Annotated in this window: 15 protein-coding genes and 2 pseudogenes; 8 read left to right on the forward strand and 9 right to left on the reverse strand. The window is 70.9% G+C overall.

What is annotated here, in order from left to right:
• The first annotated feature begins 194 nt into the window (after window positions 1-194).
• Complete coding sequence (locus AB0I54_RS19825; protein WP_363297312.1) at window positions 195-1,646, forward strand: NCS2 family permease; 1,452 nt, start codon at window positions 195-197, stop codon at window positions 1,644-1,646.
• A gap of 98 nt (window positions 1,647-1,744) precedes the next feature.
• Here AB0I54_RS19825 and AB0I54_RS19830 read toward each other — a convergent pair whose 3' ends face one another.
• The 5 genes from AB0I54_RS19830 to AB0I54_RS19850 all read right to left on the reverse strand — a co-directional run bounded on the left by AB0I54_RS19830 (window position 1,745) and on the right by AB0I54_RS19850 (window position 6,987).
• Window positions 1,745-3,199 (reverse strand): penicillin-binding transpeptidase domain-containing protein, encoded by a 1,455-nt coding sequence (locus AB0I54_RS19830; protein WP_363297314.1) that lies wholly within the window; start codon window positions 3,197-3,199, stop codon window positions 1,745-1,747.
• Between the two features lie 53 nt (window positions 3,200-3,252).
• Window positions 3,253-3,915 (reverse strand): response regulator transcription factor, encoded by a 663-nt coding sequence (locus tag AB0I54_RS19835; RefSeq protein ID WP_363297315.1) that lies wholly within the window; start codon window positions 3,913-3,915, stop codon window positions 3,253-3,255.
• On the reverse strand, window positions 3,912-5,162 hold the full coding sequence (locus tag AB0I54_RS19840) for a histidine kinase (RefSeq protein ID WP_363297441.1): 1,251 nt from the start codon (window positions 5,160-5,162) through the stop codon (window positions 3,912-3,914). The genes AB0I54_RS19835 and AB0I54_RS19840 overlap by 4 nt, the downstream gene beginning before the upstream one ends.
• Window positions 5,159-6,127: a hypothetical protein gene (locus tag AB0I54_RS19845; RefSeq protein ID WP_363297316.1), complete on the reverse strand. Its 969-nt coding sequence runs from the start codon at window positions 6,125-6,127 to the stop codon at window positions 5,159-5,161. Before AB0I54_RS19845 ends, AB0I54_RS19840 begins: the two co-directional genes overlap by 4 nt.
• A gap of 86 nt (window positions 6,128-6,213) precedes the next feature.
• A complete protein-coding gene (locus AB0I54_RS19850) occupies window positions 6,214-6,987 on the reverse strand; it encodes an IclR family transcriptional regulator (RefSeq protein ID WP_363297317.1) in 774 nt (257 codons plus the stop codon).
• Window positions 6,988-7,141: 154 nt separating this feature from the next.
• Between AB0I54_RS19850 and AB0I54_RS19855 the strand changes: the two genes are divergently transcribed.
• The 7 genes and pseudogenes from AB0I54_RS19855 to AB0I54_RS19885 all read left to right on the forward strand — a co-directional run bounded on the left by AB0I54_RS19855 (window position 7,142) and on the right by AB0I54_RS19885 (window position 12,756).
• Complete coding sequence (locus AB0I54_RS19855; RefSeq protein ID WP_363297318.1) at window positions 7,142-8,671, forward strand: aldehyde dehydrogenase (NADP(+)); 1,530 nt, start codon at window positions 7,142-7,144, stop codon at window positions 8,669-8,671.
• Between the two features lie 129 nt (window positions 8,672-8,800).
• Window positions 8,801-9,090, forward strand: a pseudogene (locus tag AB0I54_RS19860) (hypothetical protein); the annotation flags it as partial.
• Between the two features lie 116 nt (window positions 9,091-9,206).
• Window positions 9,207-9,554 (forward strand): annotated as a pseudogene (locus AB0I54_RS19865) (hypothetical protein); the annotation flags it as partial.
• 93 nt (window positions 9,555-9,647) lie between these two features.
• Window positions 9,648-10,256, forward strand: coding sequence for a DUF1349 domain-containing protein (locus AB0I54_RS19870; protein ID WP_363297319.1), 609 nt, complete (start codon window positions 9,648-9,650; stop codon window positions 10,254-10,256).
• Window positions 10,257-10,299: 43 nt separating this feature from the next.
• Window positions 10,300-10,806 (forward strand): GNAT family N-acetyltransferase, encoded by a 507-nt coding sequence (locus AB0I54_RS19875; RefSeq protein WP_363297320.1) that lies wholly within the window; start codon window positions 10,300-10,302, stop codon window positions 10,804-10,806.
• Window positions 10,807-10,881: 75 nt separating this feature from the next.
• Window positions 10,882-11,598, forward strand: a complete 717-nt coding sequence (locus AB0I54_RS19880) for a DsbA family oxidoreductase (RefSeq protein ID WP_363297321.1) — start codon at window positions 10,882-10,884, stop codon at window positions 11,596-11,598.
• Between the two features lie 96 nt (window positions 11,599-11,694).
• Window positions 11,695-12,756, forward strand: a complete 1,062-nt coding sequence (locus AB0I54_RS19885; RefSeq protein ID WP_363297322.1) for an aminotransferase class V-fold PLP-dependent enzyme — start codon at window positions 11,695-11,697, stop codon at window positions 12,754-12,756.
• Between the two features lie 35 nt (window positions 12,757-12,791).
• Here the strand turns inward: AB0I54_RS19885 and thpD are convergent, their stop codons facing one another.
• From thpD to ectA, 4 genes are read right to left on the reverse strand one after another with little or no spacing between them, the layout of a single operon-like run.
• Window positions 12,792-13,676 carry an ectoine hydroxylase gene (thpD, locus tag AB0I54_RS19890; RefSeq protein WP_363297323.1) on the reverse strand — a complete coding sequence of 295 codons (885 nt, stop codon included), beginning with the start codon at window positions 13,674-13,676 and terminating at the stop codon, window positions 12,792-12,794.
• Window positions 13,677-13,681: 5 nt separating this feature from the next.
• On the reverse strand, window positions 13,682-14,086 hold the full coding sequence (locus AB0I54_RS19895) for an ectoine synthase (RefSeq protein WP_363297324.1): 405 nt from the start codon (window positions 14,084-14,086) through the stop codon (window positions 13,682-13,684).
• Between the two features lie 20 nt (window positions 14,087-14,106).
• Window positions 14,107-15,378 (reverse strand): diaminobutyrate--2-oxoglutarate transaminase, encoded by a 1,272-nt coding sequence (ectB, locus tag AB0I54_RS19900; RefSeq protein WP_363297326.1) that lies wholly within the window; start codon window positions 15,376-15,378, stop codon window positions 14,107-14,109.
• A 13-nt stretch (window positions 15,379-15,391) separates the two neighbouring features.
• Window positions 15,392-15,910 (reverse strand): diaminobutyrate acetyltransferase, encoded by a 519-nt coding sequence (ectA, locus tag AB0I54_RS19905; RefSeq protein WP_363297327.1) that lies wholly within the window; start codon window positions 15,908-15,910, stop codon window positions 15,392-15,394.
• Window positions 15,911-15,985: the final 75 nt, after the last annotated feature.

Genomic DNA, 15,985 nt, shown 5'->3' on the forward strand with positions numbered 1-15,985 from the left:
GAGCATCCGGAGGAGTGCCGGACGGGATTCGGAGGGTAGCAGTGATCGTTTGACCTGCCTCGTACGGGGGTTCGGACGCGGTATGGCAGGCCGAACCCGATTCCGTAACACGGAGAAAACCTGAAACCGGTTCAACGTGGGAACAATCCAGCCAGCATCCGCGCACGATCACTCAGCCAACGAGGAGGACGACCATGTCCGAGATCCAGAAGGCGGCCGACCGGCCAAGTGCCGCGCCGCCCGCGGTGAACAGCGTCGACCGGTACTTCAAGATCTCCGAGCGGGGGTCCGGCTTCGGCCGGGAGATACGCGGCGGCTTCGCCACGTTCTTCACGATGGCCTACATCCTTGTCCTGAATCCGATCATCCTGGGCAGTGCCAAGGACAAGTTCGGCCACCAGCTCGACACCGGCCAACTGGTCACCGCCACCGCGCTGGTGGCCTGTGTGATGACGATCATCATGGGCGTCGGCGGCAACCTTCCGCTCGCCATCGCCGCCGGCCTGGGTCTCAACGCCGTCGTGGCCTTCCAGTTGGCGCCGCTGATGAGCTGGGCCGACGCCATGGGTCTGGTCGTCCTGGAGGGCGTCCTGATCTGCGTCCTGGTCCTCACCGGACTCCGGGAAGCGATCATGAACGCCATCCCGCACCAGCTCAAGCAGGCCATCGGCGTCGGCATCGGCCTGTTCATCGCGTTCATCGGCTTCGTCGACGCCGGGTTCGTCAGCCGCATCCCGGACGCCGCGCACACCACCGTGCCGGTACAGCTGGGCGCCGTCGGCCGGCTCACCGGCTGGCCCGTACTGGTCTTCTGTCTCGGCGTGCTCCTGACCATCGCGCTGGTCGCGCGGAAGGTGAAGGGCGCGATCCTCATCAGCATCGTGACCATGACCGTCGTCGCGATCGTCATCAACGCCGTCGCCGACGTCAAGAGCTGGGGTCTGACCACCCCGAAGGTGCCCGACAAGATCGTCGCCACCCCGGACTTCGGACTCGTCGGTCACTTCAGCCTGTTCGGCGGCTTCGCCGAGGCCGGGGTGCTCACCGCGGTCCTGCTGGTCTTCACCCTGGTCCTGTCGGACTTCTTCGACGCCATGGGCACCATCGTCGGCATCAGCGCGGAGGCCGGGCTGCTCGACGAGAAAGGGCAGGTGCCGGGCATCGGCCGGGTCCTGTTCATCGACGGCGCCGCCGCCGTCGCGGGCGGTGTGGGCTCGGCCTCCTCCAACACCGCCTACATCGAGTCCGCGGCCGGTGTCGGCGAGGGTGCCCGCACCGGTTTCGCCAACCTGGTCACCGGCGGCCTCTTCGGTCTCGCGCTGTTCCTCACCCCGCTGCTGACCATCGTCCCGCTGCAGGCGGCGGCGCCCGCGCTGATCGCGGTGGGCTTCCTGATGATGACCCACGTCAAGCACATCGACTGGGACCGGTACGAGATCGCCATCCCGGCGTTTCTGACCATCGCCGCGATGCCGTTCACCTACTCGATCACCGATGGCATCGGGGCGGGCTTCTTGTCGTACGTCGTCATCAAGACGGTGTTGGGGAAGGCGCGGGAGGTCAACTGGTTGCTGTGGGGGGTTTCGGTGCTGTTCCTTGTCTACTTCGCGATCGATCCGGTGGAGCAGGTTCTGGGTGTGAAGTGAGGGACGCTGCGCGATCGGCTGCGGGTTTCGTCGCGGCTGGTCGCGCCCACGCGGCGGAGCCGCACATCGATACAGCCCCGCGCCCCTGAAGGGGCGCTTTACTTGAGCGCCGCTTGCATCATCGCCTTGGCCACCGGGGCCGCCAGGCCGTTGCCGCTCACTTCCGACCTTGCCGCGTCCGACTGCTCCACCATCACCGCGACCGCGACCTCCTTGCCGCTGCTGTCGGACTTGCCGTACGAGGTGAACCAGGCGTACGGCGTCTTGCTGTTGTTCTCGCCGTGCTGGGCCGTGCCCGTCTTGCCGCCCACGGTCACTCCGTCGATCAGCGCGTTCGTACCCGTGCCGTCCTTGACGACCGTCTCCATCGCCGACTGCAACTGCTCGGCGGTGGAGGAGCTCACGATCTCCTTGGTGTCCGTGCTGTCGTCGTAGTTCCGCAGCACATCGCCACCGTTGTCGGTGATCTGCGAAACCATGTGCGGCGAGACCAGCTTGCCGCCGTTGGCTATGGCTGCCGACACCATGGCCATCTGGAGCGGGGTCGCCGTCACGTCGAACTGGCCGATGCCCGACAGGGCCGTCTGCGCCTTGTCCATGTTCGACGGGTACACGCTCGCGTAGGCGCGCACCGGCACATCCTGCTTGTCGTCGTTGAAGCCGAACTTCTCGGCCATCGCCCGCACCTTGTCCTGGCCGAGGTCGACGGCCATCTTGCCGAAGACGTTGTTGCAGGAGTAGCGCAGGGCGACCCGGATCGAGGCGTTCTCACAGGGCGCGGACTTGTTCTCGTTGTCGAGGGTCCTGGTGGTGCCGGGCAGCGTGTACGGGTCGGGGCTGTCGGTGTGTTCGTCCACGTTCTTGTACAGCCCGTCCTCCAGCGCGGCCGCCGCGACGACCAGCTTGAACGTCGAGCCAGGCGGCAGCGGCTGGCGCAGCGCGCGGTTGGTCAGCGGCTTGTCCGAGTCGGCGTTGAGCCGCTTCCAGGCGGTTCCCGCGGTGTTGGCGTCGGTGAGCGTCGTGGGGTCGTACGACGGGGTCGACACCACCGCGAGGATCTTCCCGGTCTTCGGGTCCAACGCGAGGGCCGCGCCCTTGTTGCCGCCCAGGGCCCGGTAGGCCGCCTTCTGCACATCCGGATCGATCGTCGTGACCACGTTGCCCGGATCGGCGCGCTTGCCGGTGACCGTGTCCATGATGTTCTTCAGCCGGTTGTCCGTGCCATTGAGCAGGTCCTGGTAGATGCCCTCCAGCTGGGTCGGCGCATAGGCCTGGGACGCGTAGCCCGTGACCGCCGCGTACAGCGCGCCGTTCTTGTACGTCCGCTTGTACGCGAGGTCGCCCCCCTTCGTCCGCGTCGAGCCGGTGATGGAGTCGCCGGCCACGATGATGTTCCCGAGCGGCTCCGCGTACGTCTCGATCGCGTTGCGCCGGTTGTCCTTGTCGTCCGCGAGGGCCTGGCCGTCGTAGTACTGCACCCAGGTCGCCCTGATCAGCAGAGCGAGCACGAGCAGCAGCGCGAAGACGGACGCCCGCCTGATCGTCTTGTTCATCCCGGAAGAAGACGACCGAGAGGGCCGTAATCGTTCCCGTACGCCCGTTTTTCTCATCGGGGTTTCAGAAAGCCCGCCTCGTACGCGGCGATCACCGCCTGCGTCCGGTCCCGTGCACCGGTCTTGGCCAGCACCGCCGCGACGTGTGTCTTCACGGTGGCGGGGCCGACCTCCATGCGCCGGGCGATCTCGGCGTTGGTGAGCCCGGCGGCCAGCTGCCGCAGCACCTCCTTCTCCCGTCCCGTGAGCCTCGCCACCCAGGCCGGAGGCGTCGGGACGGCGCGCGCGTGCTCGGCGGCCAGCGCCCTCACGGCCGACGGGAACAGCAGGCTGTCGGTGCGCGCGACCAGTCGCACCGCCTGCACCAGCGCGTCGGCCTCGGCCCGCTTCAGCAGGAACCCGGCGGCCCCGGCGCGCAGCGCGTCGTACACATAGGAGTCGTTCTCGAAGGTGGTCACGACGACGATACGGGGCGGCTCGTCGAGCGTGGCCAGGATCTGCTCGGTGGCCCGGATCCCGTCGGTCTGCGGCATGCGTACGTCCATCAGGACCACGTCGGGCCTCAGCTCCCGTACGACCGACACGGCCTCGGCGCCGGTCGCCGCCTCGCCGACGACCTCCAGGTCGGGCTCGGCGGAGAGAATGGCGCGCAGGGCGGTGCGCACCATGCGCTCGTCGTCGGCGAGGACGATCCGGATGGTCGGGGCCTGGGTCATGCGGGTCCTTTCATCGGCAGTCGTACGTGCAGCCGCCACATCCCCTCGGCCGGGCCTGCCGTCACCGTGCCGCCCAGGAGGCGGACCCGGTCGGCGATGCCGCGCAGCCCGTGGCCGCCGCCGGGCCGGGAGGGGCAGGGGCCGCTGAGCGGGTTCGCCACGGTGATCTCCAGGTGCCCGTCGGCGGTCGCTATCCGCAGGGCGGTCTCGACCTGGGCGCCCGCGTGCTTGAGGACGTTGCTCAGGCCTTCCTGCACGATGCGGTAGGCCTCGCGGGAGAGCGGCGGCGGGAGCGTCGCCGGGTCGGCCGTGACGGTGGCCTCGACGCTCTGCCCGGCCGCCCGGGTGCGTCGCAGCAGCCCGTCCAGGTCGGCCGCGAGGGTCGGCGCGGGTGCCGTGCCGGGCGCGTCGCCGTCCCGCAGCACGCCGAGCACCGCGTCGAGTTCGCCCACCGTGCGCCGGGTGGTGTCCTCGATGGCGGCGAGGGCCTCGCGGACGAACTCCGGGTCGGTGTCCAGGACACGGCGGGCGGCGCTCGCCTGCAGGGTGACGGCGCTCAGGGCGTGGCCGACGGAGTCGTGCAGCTCGCGGGCGAGCCGGTTGCGCACGGCGAGGTCGGCGGCGCGCGCCTCGGCCGCCGCGAGCCGGTCCTCGGGGGTGGGTCCGAGCAGCGTGGGCGCCCAGCGGGCGAGGAGCGCCCCGGACCCGGCCGCGCAGCCGGCCAGCGCGAGCAGCATGGCGACACCGGCGACCGGCGCGAGGGCAAGCGTCCAGGTGTGGTCGAGGACTTCGGGCAGGCCGAGCCGGGTGTCGCGCAGCCACGAGAAGAGCGGCAGCGCGATCAGCACCGCCGCGAACGGCGGCACGGCGAGGGACATGCCCGAGACGATCCCGCCGAACCCCAGGTGCAGCGTGAACCAGGCCGCCGTCCGCCCCTTGGCGGCCCGGGTCCGGGCGGGACCGTGGGCCAGCGCGTCCGGGCGCACCCCGCACAGGGCGCGGGCGGCACCCGCCTCCAGTGGGCGGGTCAGCGGGAACAGGGAGGTGACCGCGGCGATCGGCAACCCCACGGCGAAGGAGGCCAGTTGGACCGGCAGGTCGCCCCAGAAGCGGTTCGAGCCGAGGACGGGCCCGACGACCACCTCGCCGACGAAGACGTACGGCATGGCGAGCGCGCCCCCCAGGATCAGATGGATCCAGCGGCGACGCGCCGTGCGGCCGAACAGCGGCCGGGCGAACCTCCTCACCACGCGGGCCGCTTCGGGGCCCGCGCGGACCGCGCGGCGAGGAACCGGGCGCCGAGGACCGCGACGAGGACGCCGGTGGCCACCTGGCCGGCGTAGGCGAGGTTCAGCAGTGCGGTCGGGCCGTCGGCGCTGTCGTTCACCCCGGTGAGCGGGGCCAGTGCCTGCCACGCGCCCCAGCAGGCCACCGCCCCGGAGCCGATCCAGCCCAGGGCGAGCGGCACACCGACCGGCAATGGGCGGCCGCGCCGGAAGGCGAGCTGCCAGGCGCCGACGACGGCGGCGGCCAGGAAGCCGACGTACACCACCTCCATCGCCCGGCTGCCGCTCGGGTCCCGCCCGGTCGTGACCCCACAGGCCCACAGCAGCCGGAGCGTGCCCGGAACCAGCGCGAACACGGCCGCCGTCACGGCGATCGTCCGCTGCGCGGCCGGCGCGCTCCGCGCGGGCAGGTCCCACACCCGCCCCTGCCACAGGTGTCCCCACCGCTCGCGGGCGTACCCGACGAAGAGCGCCCCCAGCGTGAGCCCCTGCACGATGAACCCCCCATACACGACCCCGAACACCCACCCGTCGAGGAACGGCCGGTCGTCACCGCCGTCCGTACCCCCGTGGACGACCAGTTGCAGCGGAAATCCCACCATGATCGGCGCGAGAAGTCCCGTGGCGACCCACATCGGCACCGCGAGCAGCCAGGAGGGCACCCGCCGTCCCCACGGCCGGGTCAGCAACAGCGCCAGCACGATGACGGCCGCGTCCATCAACACGGTGAGCCCGTTGGCGACCACCATCGTCACCCGGTGCTTCAGCAGCGGACTCCCGTCCGGGATGCCGAGGTGACTCCCGGTGATCCAGGCGAGCTTGAGGCCGAGATACGGCAGACAGGCGACGACGGCCACGAGCCGCAGCGCGCGGCGCCGGAAGCCGGTGGCAACGCGGGCCGCGGCGGGCGCGGTTGAGAGGTTCATGCCTCAACGCTCCCGTGCCGACGGGCGGGTCCGCCTCCTGCACGACGATGATCCACCTCCGCCGCACGGGGGAGACGCGGTCCCGCTCACAGCCTCCGCGTGGCCAGCGTCAGGCGGTCCCGGGCGTCGAACAGGGCGTCCTTGATCATCTGCTCATGGGCGGGGGTCAGCCGGGCCACCGGCACCGAGCAGCTGATGGCATCGCGCGCGGGGGTGCGGTACGGGATCGCGACGCCGAAGCAACGCAGCCCCAGGGTGTTCTCCTCGCGGTCCACGGCGAAGCCCTGCTCCCGGACCTGGTGCAGCTCCTCGATGAGCTGCTCCCGGTCGGTGATGGTGTGCTCGGTCAGCGCGGGCAGGGTCTCCGGGAGCAGCTTGCGGACCTGTTCGTCGGTGTGGGTCGCCAGCAGTGCCTTGCCGAGGGACGTGGAGTGGGCGGGCAGCCGGCGGCCGACGCGGGTGAACGGGCGCAGGTAGTGCTGGGACTGCCGGGTGGCCAGGTACACCACGTTGGTGCCGTCCAGGCGGGCCAGGTGGATGGTCTCCGTGGTGTCGTCGGAGAGCCGGTCCAGGGTGGGCCGGGCCGCCGCGACCACCTCGTCGCCGTCGATGTAGGAGGTGCCGACGAGCAGCGCCCGCACCCCGATGCCGTACCGGGTGCCGGTCGCGTCCGTCTCCACCCAGCCCAGCTCCACCAGCGTGCGCAGCAGCATGTACAGGCTGGACTTGGGATAACCGACAGCCTCCTGGACCGCCGCGAGGGAGTGCATACCGGGCCGTCCGGCGAAGTACTCAAGCAATTCAACGGTCCGCACCGCGGACTTGACCTGCGCCCCGCCGCCTGTCTCGCCTGCCGACATCGCCCTTGACCCCTTCGTTCGACGGGAAATAGTCTCCAACAGCATATTCATCATCAGAGACGGTGTTCAGTATATCGAACGCCCTGGTGAATGACCCAGATACTGCGGTAATTGCAGCGGCAATGCATCCGCAATGAACGTGGAGGGATTCGCGGTGGCAGCAGCACCAGTCTGGAGTGTCGACCCGCGTACCGGGAAGCAGCGTGAACAGGTTGCGGTGGAGGCCACGGCCCAGGAGGTGGACACCGCCGTCCGGGCCGCCCACGCCGCGCGCGGCTCGCTGGCCGACCGCGCCGTGCGCTCGGCCTTCCTGCGCTCCGCCGCCGCGGGCCTCGACGCGGCCAGGGACCAGCTGGTCGAGGCCGCCGACGCCGAGACCGCGCTGGGTCCGGTCCGGCTGACCGGCGAACTCGCGCGCACCACCTACCAGTTGCGGGCCTTCGCAGACATCGTCGACGAGGGCGCCTTCCTCGACGTCATCGTCAACCACCCCGACGACACCGCGACCCCGCCGATCCCGGACCTGCGCCGCTACAAGGTCCCGCTGGGCGTCGTCGCCGTCTACTCGGCCTCCAACTTCCCCTTCGCCTTCTCGGTCGCCGGCGGTGACACCGCGAGTGCCCTGGCCGCGGGCAACCCGGTCGTCGTCAAGGCCCACCCCGACCACCCCGCGCTGTCCGAGCTGGTCGCCAAGGTGCTGCGTCGGGCCGCCGCCGAGCACGGCATCCCCGACGGTGTCCTTGGCCTGGTCCACGGCTTCGAGGCGGGCATCGAACTCATCAGGCACCCGCTGGTCGCGGCGGCCGGCTTCACCGGTTCCGTACGGGGCGGACGTGCCCTCTTCGACGCGGCCGCCGCCCGGCCGGTCCCGATCCCCTTCCACGGCGAACTGGGCTCCCTCAACCCCGTCGTCGTCACCGAGGCCGCGGCCGCCGAGCGCGCCGAGGCGATCGGCGCCGGTCTCGCCGGGTCGATGACGCTGGGCGTGGGGCAGTTCTGTGTGAAGCCGGGCCTGGTGCTGGTGCCGTCCGGCGCGGCGGGCGACGGTCTGGTCAAGTCGCTCACGGACGCGGTCAGCGCCACCGAGGCGGGGGTCCTGCTCGACCACCGCATGCGGGACAACTTCGTCGCCGGTGTCGCCGAGCGGGCCGCGCTGTCCGGCGTGGAGTCCCCGGTGACCCCCGGCGCGGGCAGCGAGCACACGGTCAGCCCGGGCTTCCTGACGGTTCCGGCGGACCGGCTGGCCGAGGAGGGGGCGTACGACCTGCTCCTGGAGGAGTGCTTCGGACCGGTGACCGTGGTGGTCCGCTACGAGGACCAGGACGAGGCGAACGCCGTACTGTCCCGACTGCCCGGCAACCTCACCGCGACCGTGCACCTCTCGACGGAGGAGGCCGCGGGCGAGGGCCGCGGCGCGGAAATCCTCGCGGAGCTGACCCCGCTGGCCGGCCGGGTACTGGTGAACAGCTGGCCGACGGGTGTCGCGGTGGCACCGGCCCAGCACCACGGCGGCCCGTACCCGGCGACGACGTCCACCTCGACGTCCGTCGGCGGCACGGCCATCGAACGCTGGCTGCGCCCGGTCGCCTATCAGAACGCCCCCGAGGCCCTGCTCCCGAAGGAACTCCGCGACGACAACCCCCTGGGCCTGCCCCGCCGCTTCAACGGCCACCTGGAACGCTGACCTGCGCCTCGCGACGGAGCGGCCGACGGCGAGGCCGCGGCGCGAGGAAGCCGGCTGGGCGGGCTCTGGTGAACGGTGGTACGTCCGTCGGGCCCCGGTTGTGGCGTCGTGTGGGAGGTGTCGGGGCGCGAGGGTTGTGGCGCGGAGATGCTGGCGGAGCGGGCGCGGCTGGCTGGGTGGGCTCTGGTGAGCGGCTGGCCGGCGGGTGTTGCGGTTGTGTCGGCCGGCAGCATGGCGGCCCGTGCCCCGCGACGACGTCCGTCTCGACGTCCGTTGGTGGTACGGCCGTCGGGCGCCGGTTGCGGTGTCGTGTGTGCGAGGGGTCGGGGCGCGAGGGTCGTGGTGCGGAGATCCTTGCGGAGTCGGCGCGGCCGGCCGGGCGGGCTCTGGTGAGCGGCTGGGCGACGGGTGTTGCGGTTGTGTCGGCCGGCAGCATGGCGGCCCGTGCCCCGCGACGACGTCCGTCTCGACGTCCGTTGGTGGTACGGCCGTCGGGCGCCGGTTGCGGTGTCGTATGTGCGAGGGGTCGGGGCGCGAGGGTCGTGGTGCGGAGATCCTTGCGGAGTCGGCGCCGCCGGCTGGGCGGGCTCCGGTGAGGGGCTGGGCGACGGGTGTCGCGGTTGTGTCGGCCCGGCAGCTTGGCGGCCCGTGCCCCGCGACGACGTCCGTCTCGACGTCCGTTGGTGGTACGGCCGTCGGGCACCGGTTGCGGTGTCGTGTGTGCGAGGGGTCGGGGCGCGAGGGTCGTGGTGCGGAGATCCTTGCGGAGTCGGCGCCGACGGCCGGGCGGGCTCTGGTGAGTGGCCAGCCGACGGGTGTCGCGGTGGCACCCGCCCGGCGGCACGGCGGCCCGTGCCCGGCGGTGACATCGGCTTCGGCCTCGGAGTGCGTCGGCTTCGGCGCTTCAACGACCAGATGGAACACCGAACCTGTACAGGGGTCGGTGACGGAGATCGGAAGCTGAGAGACTCTGGCCATGGACCTGGAACTTCCCGAACTTCCCTTCCTCCTCCGTACTTACGGCCCCGACGGGCACTGGTCCTATGAGGACGGCATCCTCAGCGGCTGGGCAGGGCCCCGGCAGGACCGGTTCGTGCCGCCCACCGACGAGGGGCTGGACCCCGCCTCCGACGCGCCCCGGCTGCTCGGGGCGCCGGAGGGGGAGTTCCAGCTGATCGCCAGGGTCACCGTCGGGTTCGGCGCCGCGTTCGACGCGGGTGTGCTCTACGTCCACGTGGGCGACCGGGCCTGGGCCAAGCTCTGCCTGGAGTACTCCCCGGACGTGCCCACCGTCTGCACGGTCGTCACCCGAGGGCACTCCGACGACGCCAACGCCTTCTCCGTGGACGGCAGTTCGGTCTGGCTGCGGATCAGCCGCACGGGCCGTGCCTTCGCCTTCCACGCCTCCCGCGACGGCGTGCGCTGGACCTTCGTCCGGCTCTTCACACTGGGCGGGGAGAAGGAGACGGACGCGGCGCTGGTCGGCTTCATGACACAGTCGCCGCTGGGCGAGGGGTGCGTGGTGACGTACGACCACATCGAGTTCAGGCCCGGCTGGCCCGACGACCTGCGCGACGGAAGCTGAGCCCCGGCGGAACCGGACCGCCTCCCGACACGTCTACCGCTGCATGATCAGAGAGCATCGGACCGTCGAATCCCTGGTGATCAGGACCGCCGTGCGCGCCGAGGCCCAGGTCATCGCCGACCTGCACTTCCGGGCCCGCTCGACGTACTACCCGGACGGCGTCCCGCAGTCCGACACGGACTGGAGTACCGCCTGGCAGAACTCCATCGAGCGCCCGGACGGCCATGTGCTGTGCGCCGTCGCGCACGGCGCCATCGTCGGCATCGCCTCCTTCCGCACCCCGGAGGGCGCCCCCGCGGAGACGGTCAAGCTGTTCCAGTTCCACATCGACCCCGACCACTGGCGCTCCGGCCTCGGCACGGCCCTGCACCGGGCGTGCGTGGAGGAGTGGCGCGCCGACGGCAAGCGGACCGCCGTGCTCGACGTGCACGTGGACAACGCCCGCGCCCAGGCCTTCTACGCCCGCCAGGGCTGGGTCCCGGACCCGGACAACCCGCCCGCCGAGGGGGATCACCACCTCTTCCTGCGGTTCTCCGTGACCGGGGAATGAACCTCTCTTCTTGAACGTTCATGTACCGGGCGGAGAGAGCCTCCGCGCCCGTACGACCTGGAGAGAGCCGAAGACATGCGCGTCGAGATCTGGAGCGACATCGCCTGCCCCTGGTGCTACGTGGGCAAGGCCCGCTTCGAGAAGGCGCTGGCGGCCTTCCCGCACCGCGACGAGGTCGAGGTGGTGCACCGGTCCTTCGAGCTGGACCCGGGCCGCGCCAAGGGTGACGTCCAGCCGGTGCTGAGGATGCTCGCCAAGAAGTACGGCATGAGCGAGGCGCAGGCCCAGGCCGGCGAGGACAACCTGGGCGCGCAGGCCGCCGCCGAGGGCCTGGACTACCGCACCCGGGACCGCGACCACGGCAACACCTTCGACATGCACCGCCTGCTGCACTTCGCCAAGGAGCAGGGCAAGCAGGACGAGCTGATCCAGATCCTGTACCGGGCGAACTTCGCCGAGGAGCGCTCCGTCTTCAGCGAGGGCGACGAGCGGCTCGTGGCGCTCGCCGTGGAGGCGGGCCTGGACGCCGACGCCGCCCGCACGGTGCTCGCCGACCCGGCCGCGTACGCTGACGAGGTCCGTGCCGACGAGCGCGAGGCAGCCCAGCTCGGTGCGAACGGCGTGCCGTTCTTCGTCCTCGACCGGAAGTACGGGGTCTCGGGGGCCCAGCCCGCCGAGGTGTTCACGCAGGCGCTCAGCCAGGCGTGGGGCGCGCGTTCTCCGCTGAAGCTCATCGACGAGGGCGGCGCCGAGGCCTGCGGGCCGGACGGGTGCGCGGTGCCCCAGCACTGAAAACGGCAGGTCGGCGCGGACATATAAGTGTTCCTAAGTGGATCCACGTATGGATTCGCAATGGACTTATGAATTCAGCGGCCGCAGAGTGGATCCATGGAGACCACGGAGACGTTCGAGAGCCTCGTCCGCGCCGAGTTCGCCCCGAAGAGCACCTACCTCAACACCGCGAGCAACAGCCTGCTGCCGGCCCGTACCGTCGCCGCCCTGCACGAGGCGGCGCTGCTGCGGGCCGAGGGCCGTCCGCTGACCCCGCTGTTCGAGGACGTGGAGGCCTGCCGGGCCGCCTACGCCCGGCTCGCCGGAGTCCCGATGACCCGGGTCGCGGTGGGCGCCTCGGTCGCCGCGCACAGCGGGGTGATCGCCGCCTCGCTGCCCGCCGGCGCCGAAGTCCTCACCGCCGAGGACGACTTCACCTCCGTCCTGAACCCGTTCCACGTCCGCGGCGACCTCAAGGTCCGCACGGTGCCGCTGGAGCGCATCGCCGAGTCCGTCCGCCCGGGCACCGCGCTGGTCGCGGTCAGCGCGGCCCAGTCGGCCGACGGACGCATCGCCGACCTGCCCGCCCTGCGCGAGGCCGCCCGCGAGCACGGGGCGCGCACCTATGTCGACCACTCCCAGGCCGCCGGCTGGCTCCCGATGGACGCGGACGCCTACGACTTCACCGCCGCCGTCTCCTTCAAGTGGCTGCTCGGCCCGCACGGCACGGCCTTCCTCGTGGTCCCCGAGGACTTCGGCGGGCTGAGCCCGGTGCTCGCGGGCTGGGTCGCGGGCGAGAACCCCTGGGACAGCTGCTACGGCCCGGTCGCCGAACTCGCCCACTCCGCCCGGCGCTTCGACCTCAGCCACGCCCTGTTCACCTTCGCGGGTCTGCGTCGCTCGCTCGACCTGATCGAGGAACTCGGCGTGGCCGCCGTCCACGCCCACGACGTGGCCCTCGCCGACCGGTTCCGGGCCGGACTCGCGACCCTCGGCCACGTGCCCGTGCCCGCCCCCGGCTCGGCGATCGTCTCGGTGCCCGGGCTCGGGGAGCGCCAGCCGGAGCTGAGTCGCGCCGGCATCGAGCTCTCCAACCGCGCGGGCAACCTGCGCGCCTCGTTCCACCTGTACAACACGTCTGCCGACGTCGACCGCCTGCTGGACGTCCTGTCGGGCTGACCCTCGCCGGCCTGGCTGCGGCCGGGTGCGGCAGCTCAGCGCACCGGGGTGAAGTCCCGCGCCCCGATGTACTCCGGCCGCCGTACCGGAGCCGCGAACGGCTCGACCGCCGCGTTCTCCACGCTGTTGAACACGATGAAGACGTTGCTGCGCGGGAACGGCGTGATGTTGTCGCCGGACCCGTGCATGCAGTTGCAGTCGAACCAGGTCGCGGAGCCGGCCCGGCCGGTGAAGAGCCGGATGCCGTACTCGCCCGCCATGGCGGTCAGCGCCTCGTCGGACGGCGTGCCCGCGTCCTGCATCTGCAGCGACTTCTTGTAGTTGTCCTCGGGCGTGGCTCCCGCGCACCCGAGGAACGTCCGGTGCGAGCCCGGCATGATCATGAGCCCGCCGTTGGTGTCGAGGTTCTCGGTCAGCGCGATCGACACGGACACCGTCCGCATGTTCGGCAGACCGTCCTCGGCGTGCCAGGTCTCGAAGTCCGAGTGCCAGTAGAACCCGCTGGCCCCGAACCCGGGCTTGACGTTGATCCGGGACTGGTGGACGTACACGTCCGAGCCCAGGATCTGCCGGGCCCGCCCGACGACCCGCTCGTCCCGGACGAGCGAGGCGAACACCTCACTGATCCGGTGCACCTCGAAGACGGAGCGGATCTCCTTCGACTTCGGTTCGACGATGGAGCGTTCGTCGGCGCGGATCGCCGGGTCGTCGACGAGCCGCTCCAGCTCCCGACGGTAGACGGCGACCTCGTCGTCGGTGATCAGCTGGTCGATCGGGAGGAAGCCGTCGCGCTCGTACGCCTGCAGGTCGGCGGTCGCGATCGGGCCGGGGGTGTCGGGGGCGCCCCAGACGACCGGGTCCTGGCGCGGCACGGACACCTCGGTGGCGCCGCGGCTGGGATAGAGATCGGTGACGGTCATGGTCCTCACACCTCCTCGGGCTCGGTGAGAAGGGGGTAGACGCCGTTCTCGTCGTGGTCCTCCCGTCCCGTCACGGGCGGGTTGAACACGCAGATGCAGCGGAAGTCCTCCTGGACGCGGAGCGTGTGCCGCTCGTGCCCGTCGAGGAGGTACATGGTCCCGGGAGTGATGGAGTACGTCCTCCCGGTCTCGTGGTCGGTGAGCTCGGCCGCGCCCTCGACACACACGACGGCCTCGATGTGGTTCGCGTACCACATCGACGTCTCCGTCCCCGCGTACAGAACGGTCTCGTGGAGGGAGAAGCCGACCCGCTCCTTGGCGAGGACGATGCGCTTGCTCTCCCAGGTGCCGGACGCCGACCTCACATGCCGGTCGGTGCCTTCGAAGTCCTTGAACGAACGGACGATCACGGTGGTGCACAGCCTCCTTGTTAGATGGTTTCGCGTACGGCCCGGGCGAGGACGCTCAGTCCCTCGTCCAGTTCCTCGGGGGTGACGGTGAGGGCGGGCAGCAGCTTGACGACCTCGCCCTCCGGGCCGGACGTCTCGATGAGCAGCCCGAGTTCGAAGGCGCGCCGCGCGACCCGGTCGGCGCGCGCCTTGTCGTGGAACTCCATGCCCCACACGAGCCCCCGGCCCCGGTACTCCTTCACGTCGGCGAGGTTCTCCTCGGTGATGGAGACGAGCGCCTGCTCGACCTGCTCGCCGCGGGCCCGGGTCTGCTTCTCCATGGCGGACCCGTCGGTCCAGTAGGTCTCCAGGGCCGCGGTGGCGGTGACGAACGCGGGGTTGTTGCCGCGGAAGGTGCCGTTGTGCTCGCCCGGCTCCCAGATGTCCAGCTCGGGCCTGAACAGGCAGAGCGACATGGGCAGTCCGTAGCCGCTGATGGACTTCGACACGGTGACGATGTCGGGCACGATCCCGGCCTCCTCGAAGGAGAAGAAGGCACCGGTGCGGCCGCATCCCATCTGGATGTCGTCGACGATCAGCAGCATGTCCTGGCGCTCGCACAGCTCGGCCAGGGCGCGCAGCCACTCCGGACGCGCGACGTTGATGCCGCCCTCGCCCTGGACGGTCTCCACGATCACGGCTGCCGGCTTGTTGAGCCCGGACCCCTGGTCCTCCAGCAGCCGCTCGAACCACAGGAAGTCGGGGACCTTGCCGTCGAAGTAGTTGTCGAACGGCATGGGCGTCCCGTGCACCAGCGGTATGCCGGCGCCGGCCCGCTTGAAGGCGTTGCCGGTCACGGCGAGCGAACCGAGGGACATGCCGTGGAAGGCGTTGGTGAACGACACGATCGCCTCGCGGCCCTTCACCTTCCGGGCCAGCTTCAGCGCGGACTCCACGGCGTTGGTGCCGGTCGGCCCCGGGAACATGACCTTGTACGGCAGATCGCGCGGCCGCAGCACCAGGTCCTGGAAGGTCTGCAGGAAGGACCGCTTGGCCGTGGTGGACATGTCGAGCCCGTGGGTGATCCCGTCGCGCATGAGGTAGTCGATCAACGCCCGTTTCAGGACGGCGTTGTTGTGGCCGTAGTTGAGCGAGCCCGCCCCGGCGAAGAAGTCGAGGTACCGGTGTCCGTCCTCGTCGTACATCAGGCTGCCCTGCGCACGGTCGAAGACGGTGGGCCAGCCGCGGCAGTAGCTGCGCACCTCGGACTCGAGGGTCTCGAAGACGCTGAGGTCGGGCTGGGTGATGGTCACGGTTGATCGCTCCTCAGTGCGATGTGTGGGGGGTCAACGGCCCGATGCGATACAGGATCTCGGGCTCGTGGGCGCCGTCGGGGAACAGGCCCTCGTCGAACAGCACCTCGCGGGTGACACGGGCGCCGTGCCGGTCGGCGTACGAGGTGAACAGGCGCTCGGAGGCGGTGTTGCCGGGGGTGATGGTCGTCTCGACGGAGGTGATCGGGCGTTCGGCGCCGATTCGCGCGGTCAGTCCGTCGAGCAGTGCGGCGGCGATGCCGCGCCCCCGGTGGGCCGCGTCGACCGCCACCTGCCAGACGAGCAGGGTGTGGGGGCGCTCCGGCCGTACGTAGCCGGTGACGAATCCGACGGGCTTCCCGTCCGCCCCGCGCGCCACCGCCGATGTGCCGGCGAAGTCGCGGCACCACAGCAGATAGCTGTACGAGGAGTTCAGGTCGAGGGTCCCGGAGTCCTTGGCGATACGCCAGAGGGAACCCCCGTCCGTCACCTCCGGTCGGTCGATGAGCAGGTCTGCTTGAGCGGCAGTCATGCGGCTTGAATTTAGCGAGGCAAATTCAAAAATGCACGGAGTGGGGGTGTGGCCGGGGTGACATCGACCTGCTAA

The sequence above is a fragment of the Streptomyces sp. NPDC050625 genome (assembly GCF_040654755.1).
Lineage (GTDB): Bacteria > Actinomycetota > Actinomycetes > Streptomycetales > Streptomycetaceae > Streptomyces.

What these genes read in the sequence shown, in the direction of transcription:
- AB0I54_RS19870 (WP_363297319.1), top strand. Translation starts at nt 9,648, where the DNA reads ATGGACCTGGAACTTCCCGAACTTCCCTTCCTCCTCCGTACTTACGGC.
- thpD (WP_363297323.1), bottom strand. Translation starts at nt 13,676, where the DNA reads ATGACCGTCACCGATCTCTATCCCAGCCGCGGCGCCACCGAGGTGTCC.
- AB0I54_RS19825 (WP_363297312.1), top strand. Translation starts at nt 195, where the DNA reads ATGTCCGAGATCCAGAAGGCGGCCGACCGGCCAAGTGCCGCGCCGCCC.
- AB0I54_RS19875 (WP_363297320.1), top strand. Translation starts at nt 10,300, where the DNA reads ATGATCAGAGAGCATCGGACCGTCGAATCCCTGGTGATCAGGACCGCC.
- AB0I54_RS19880 (WP_363297321.1), top strand. Translation starts at nt 10,882, where the DNA reads ATGCGCGTCGAGATCTGGAGCGACATCGCCTGCCCCTGGTGCTACGTG.
- AB0I54_RS19885 (WP_363297322.1), top strand. Translation starts at nt 11,695, where the DNA reads ATGGAGACCACGGAGACGTTCGAGAGCCTCGTCCGCGCCGAGTTCGCC.
- AB0I54_RS19835 (WP_363297315.1), bottom strand. Translation starts at nt 3,915, where the DNA reads ATGACCCAGGCCCCGACCATCCGGATCGTCCTCGCCGACGACGAGCGC.
- AB0I54_RS19845 (WP_363297316.1), bottom strand. Translation starts at nt 6,127, where the DNA reads ATGAACCTCTCAACCGCGCCCGCCGCGGCCCGCGTTGCCACCGGCTTC.
- ectA (WP_363297327.1), bottom strand. Translation starts at nt 15,910, where the DNA reads ATGACTGCCGCTCAAGCAGACCTGCTCATCGACCGACCGGAGGTGACG.
- AB0I54_RS19850 (WP_363297317.1), bottom strand. Translation starts at nt 6,987, where the DNA reads ATGTCGGCAGGCGAGACAGGCGGCGGGGCGCAGGTCAAGTCCGCGGTG.
- AB0I54_RS19830 (WP_363297314.1), bottom strand. Translation starts at nt 3,199, where the DNA reads ATGAACAAGACGATCAGGCGGGCGTCCGTCTTCGCGCTGCTGCTCGTG.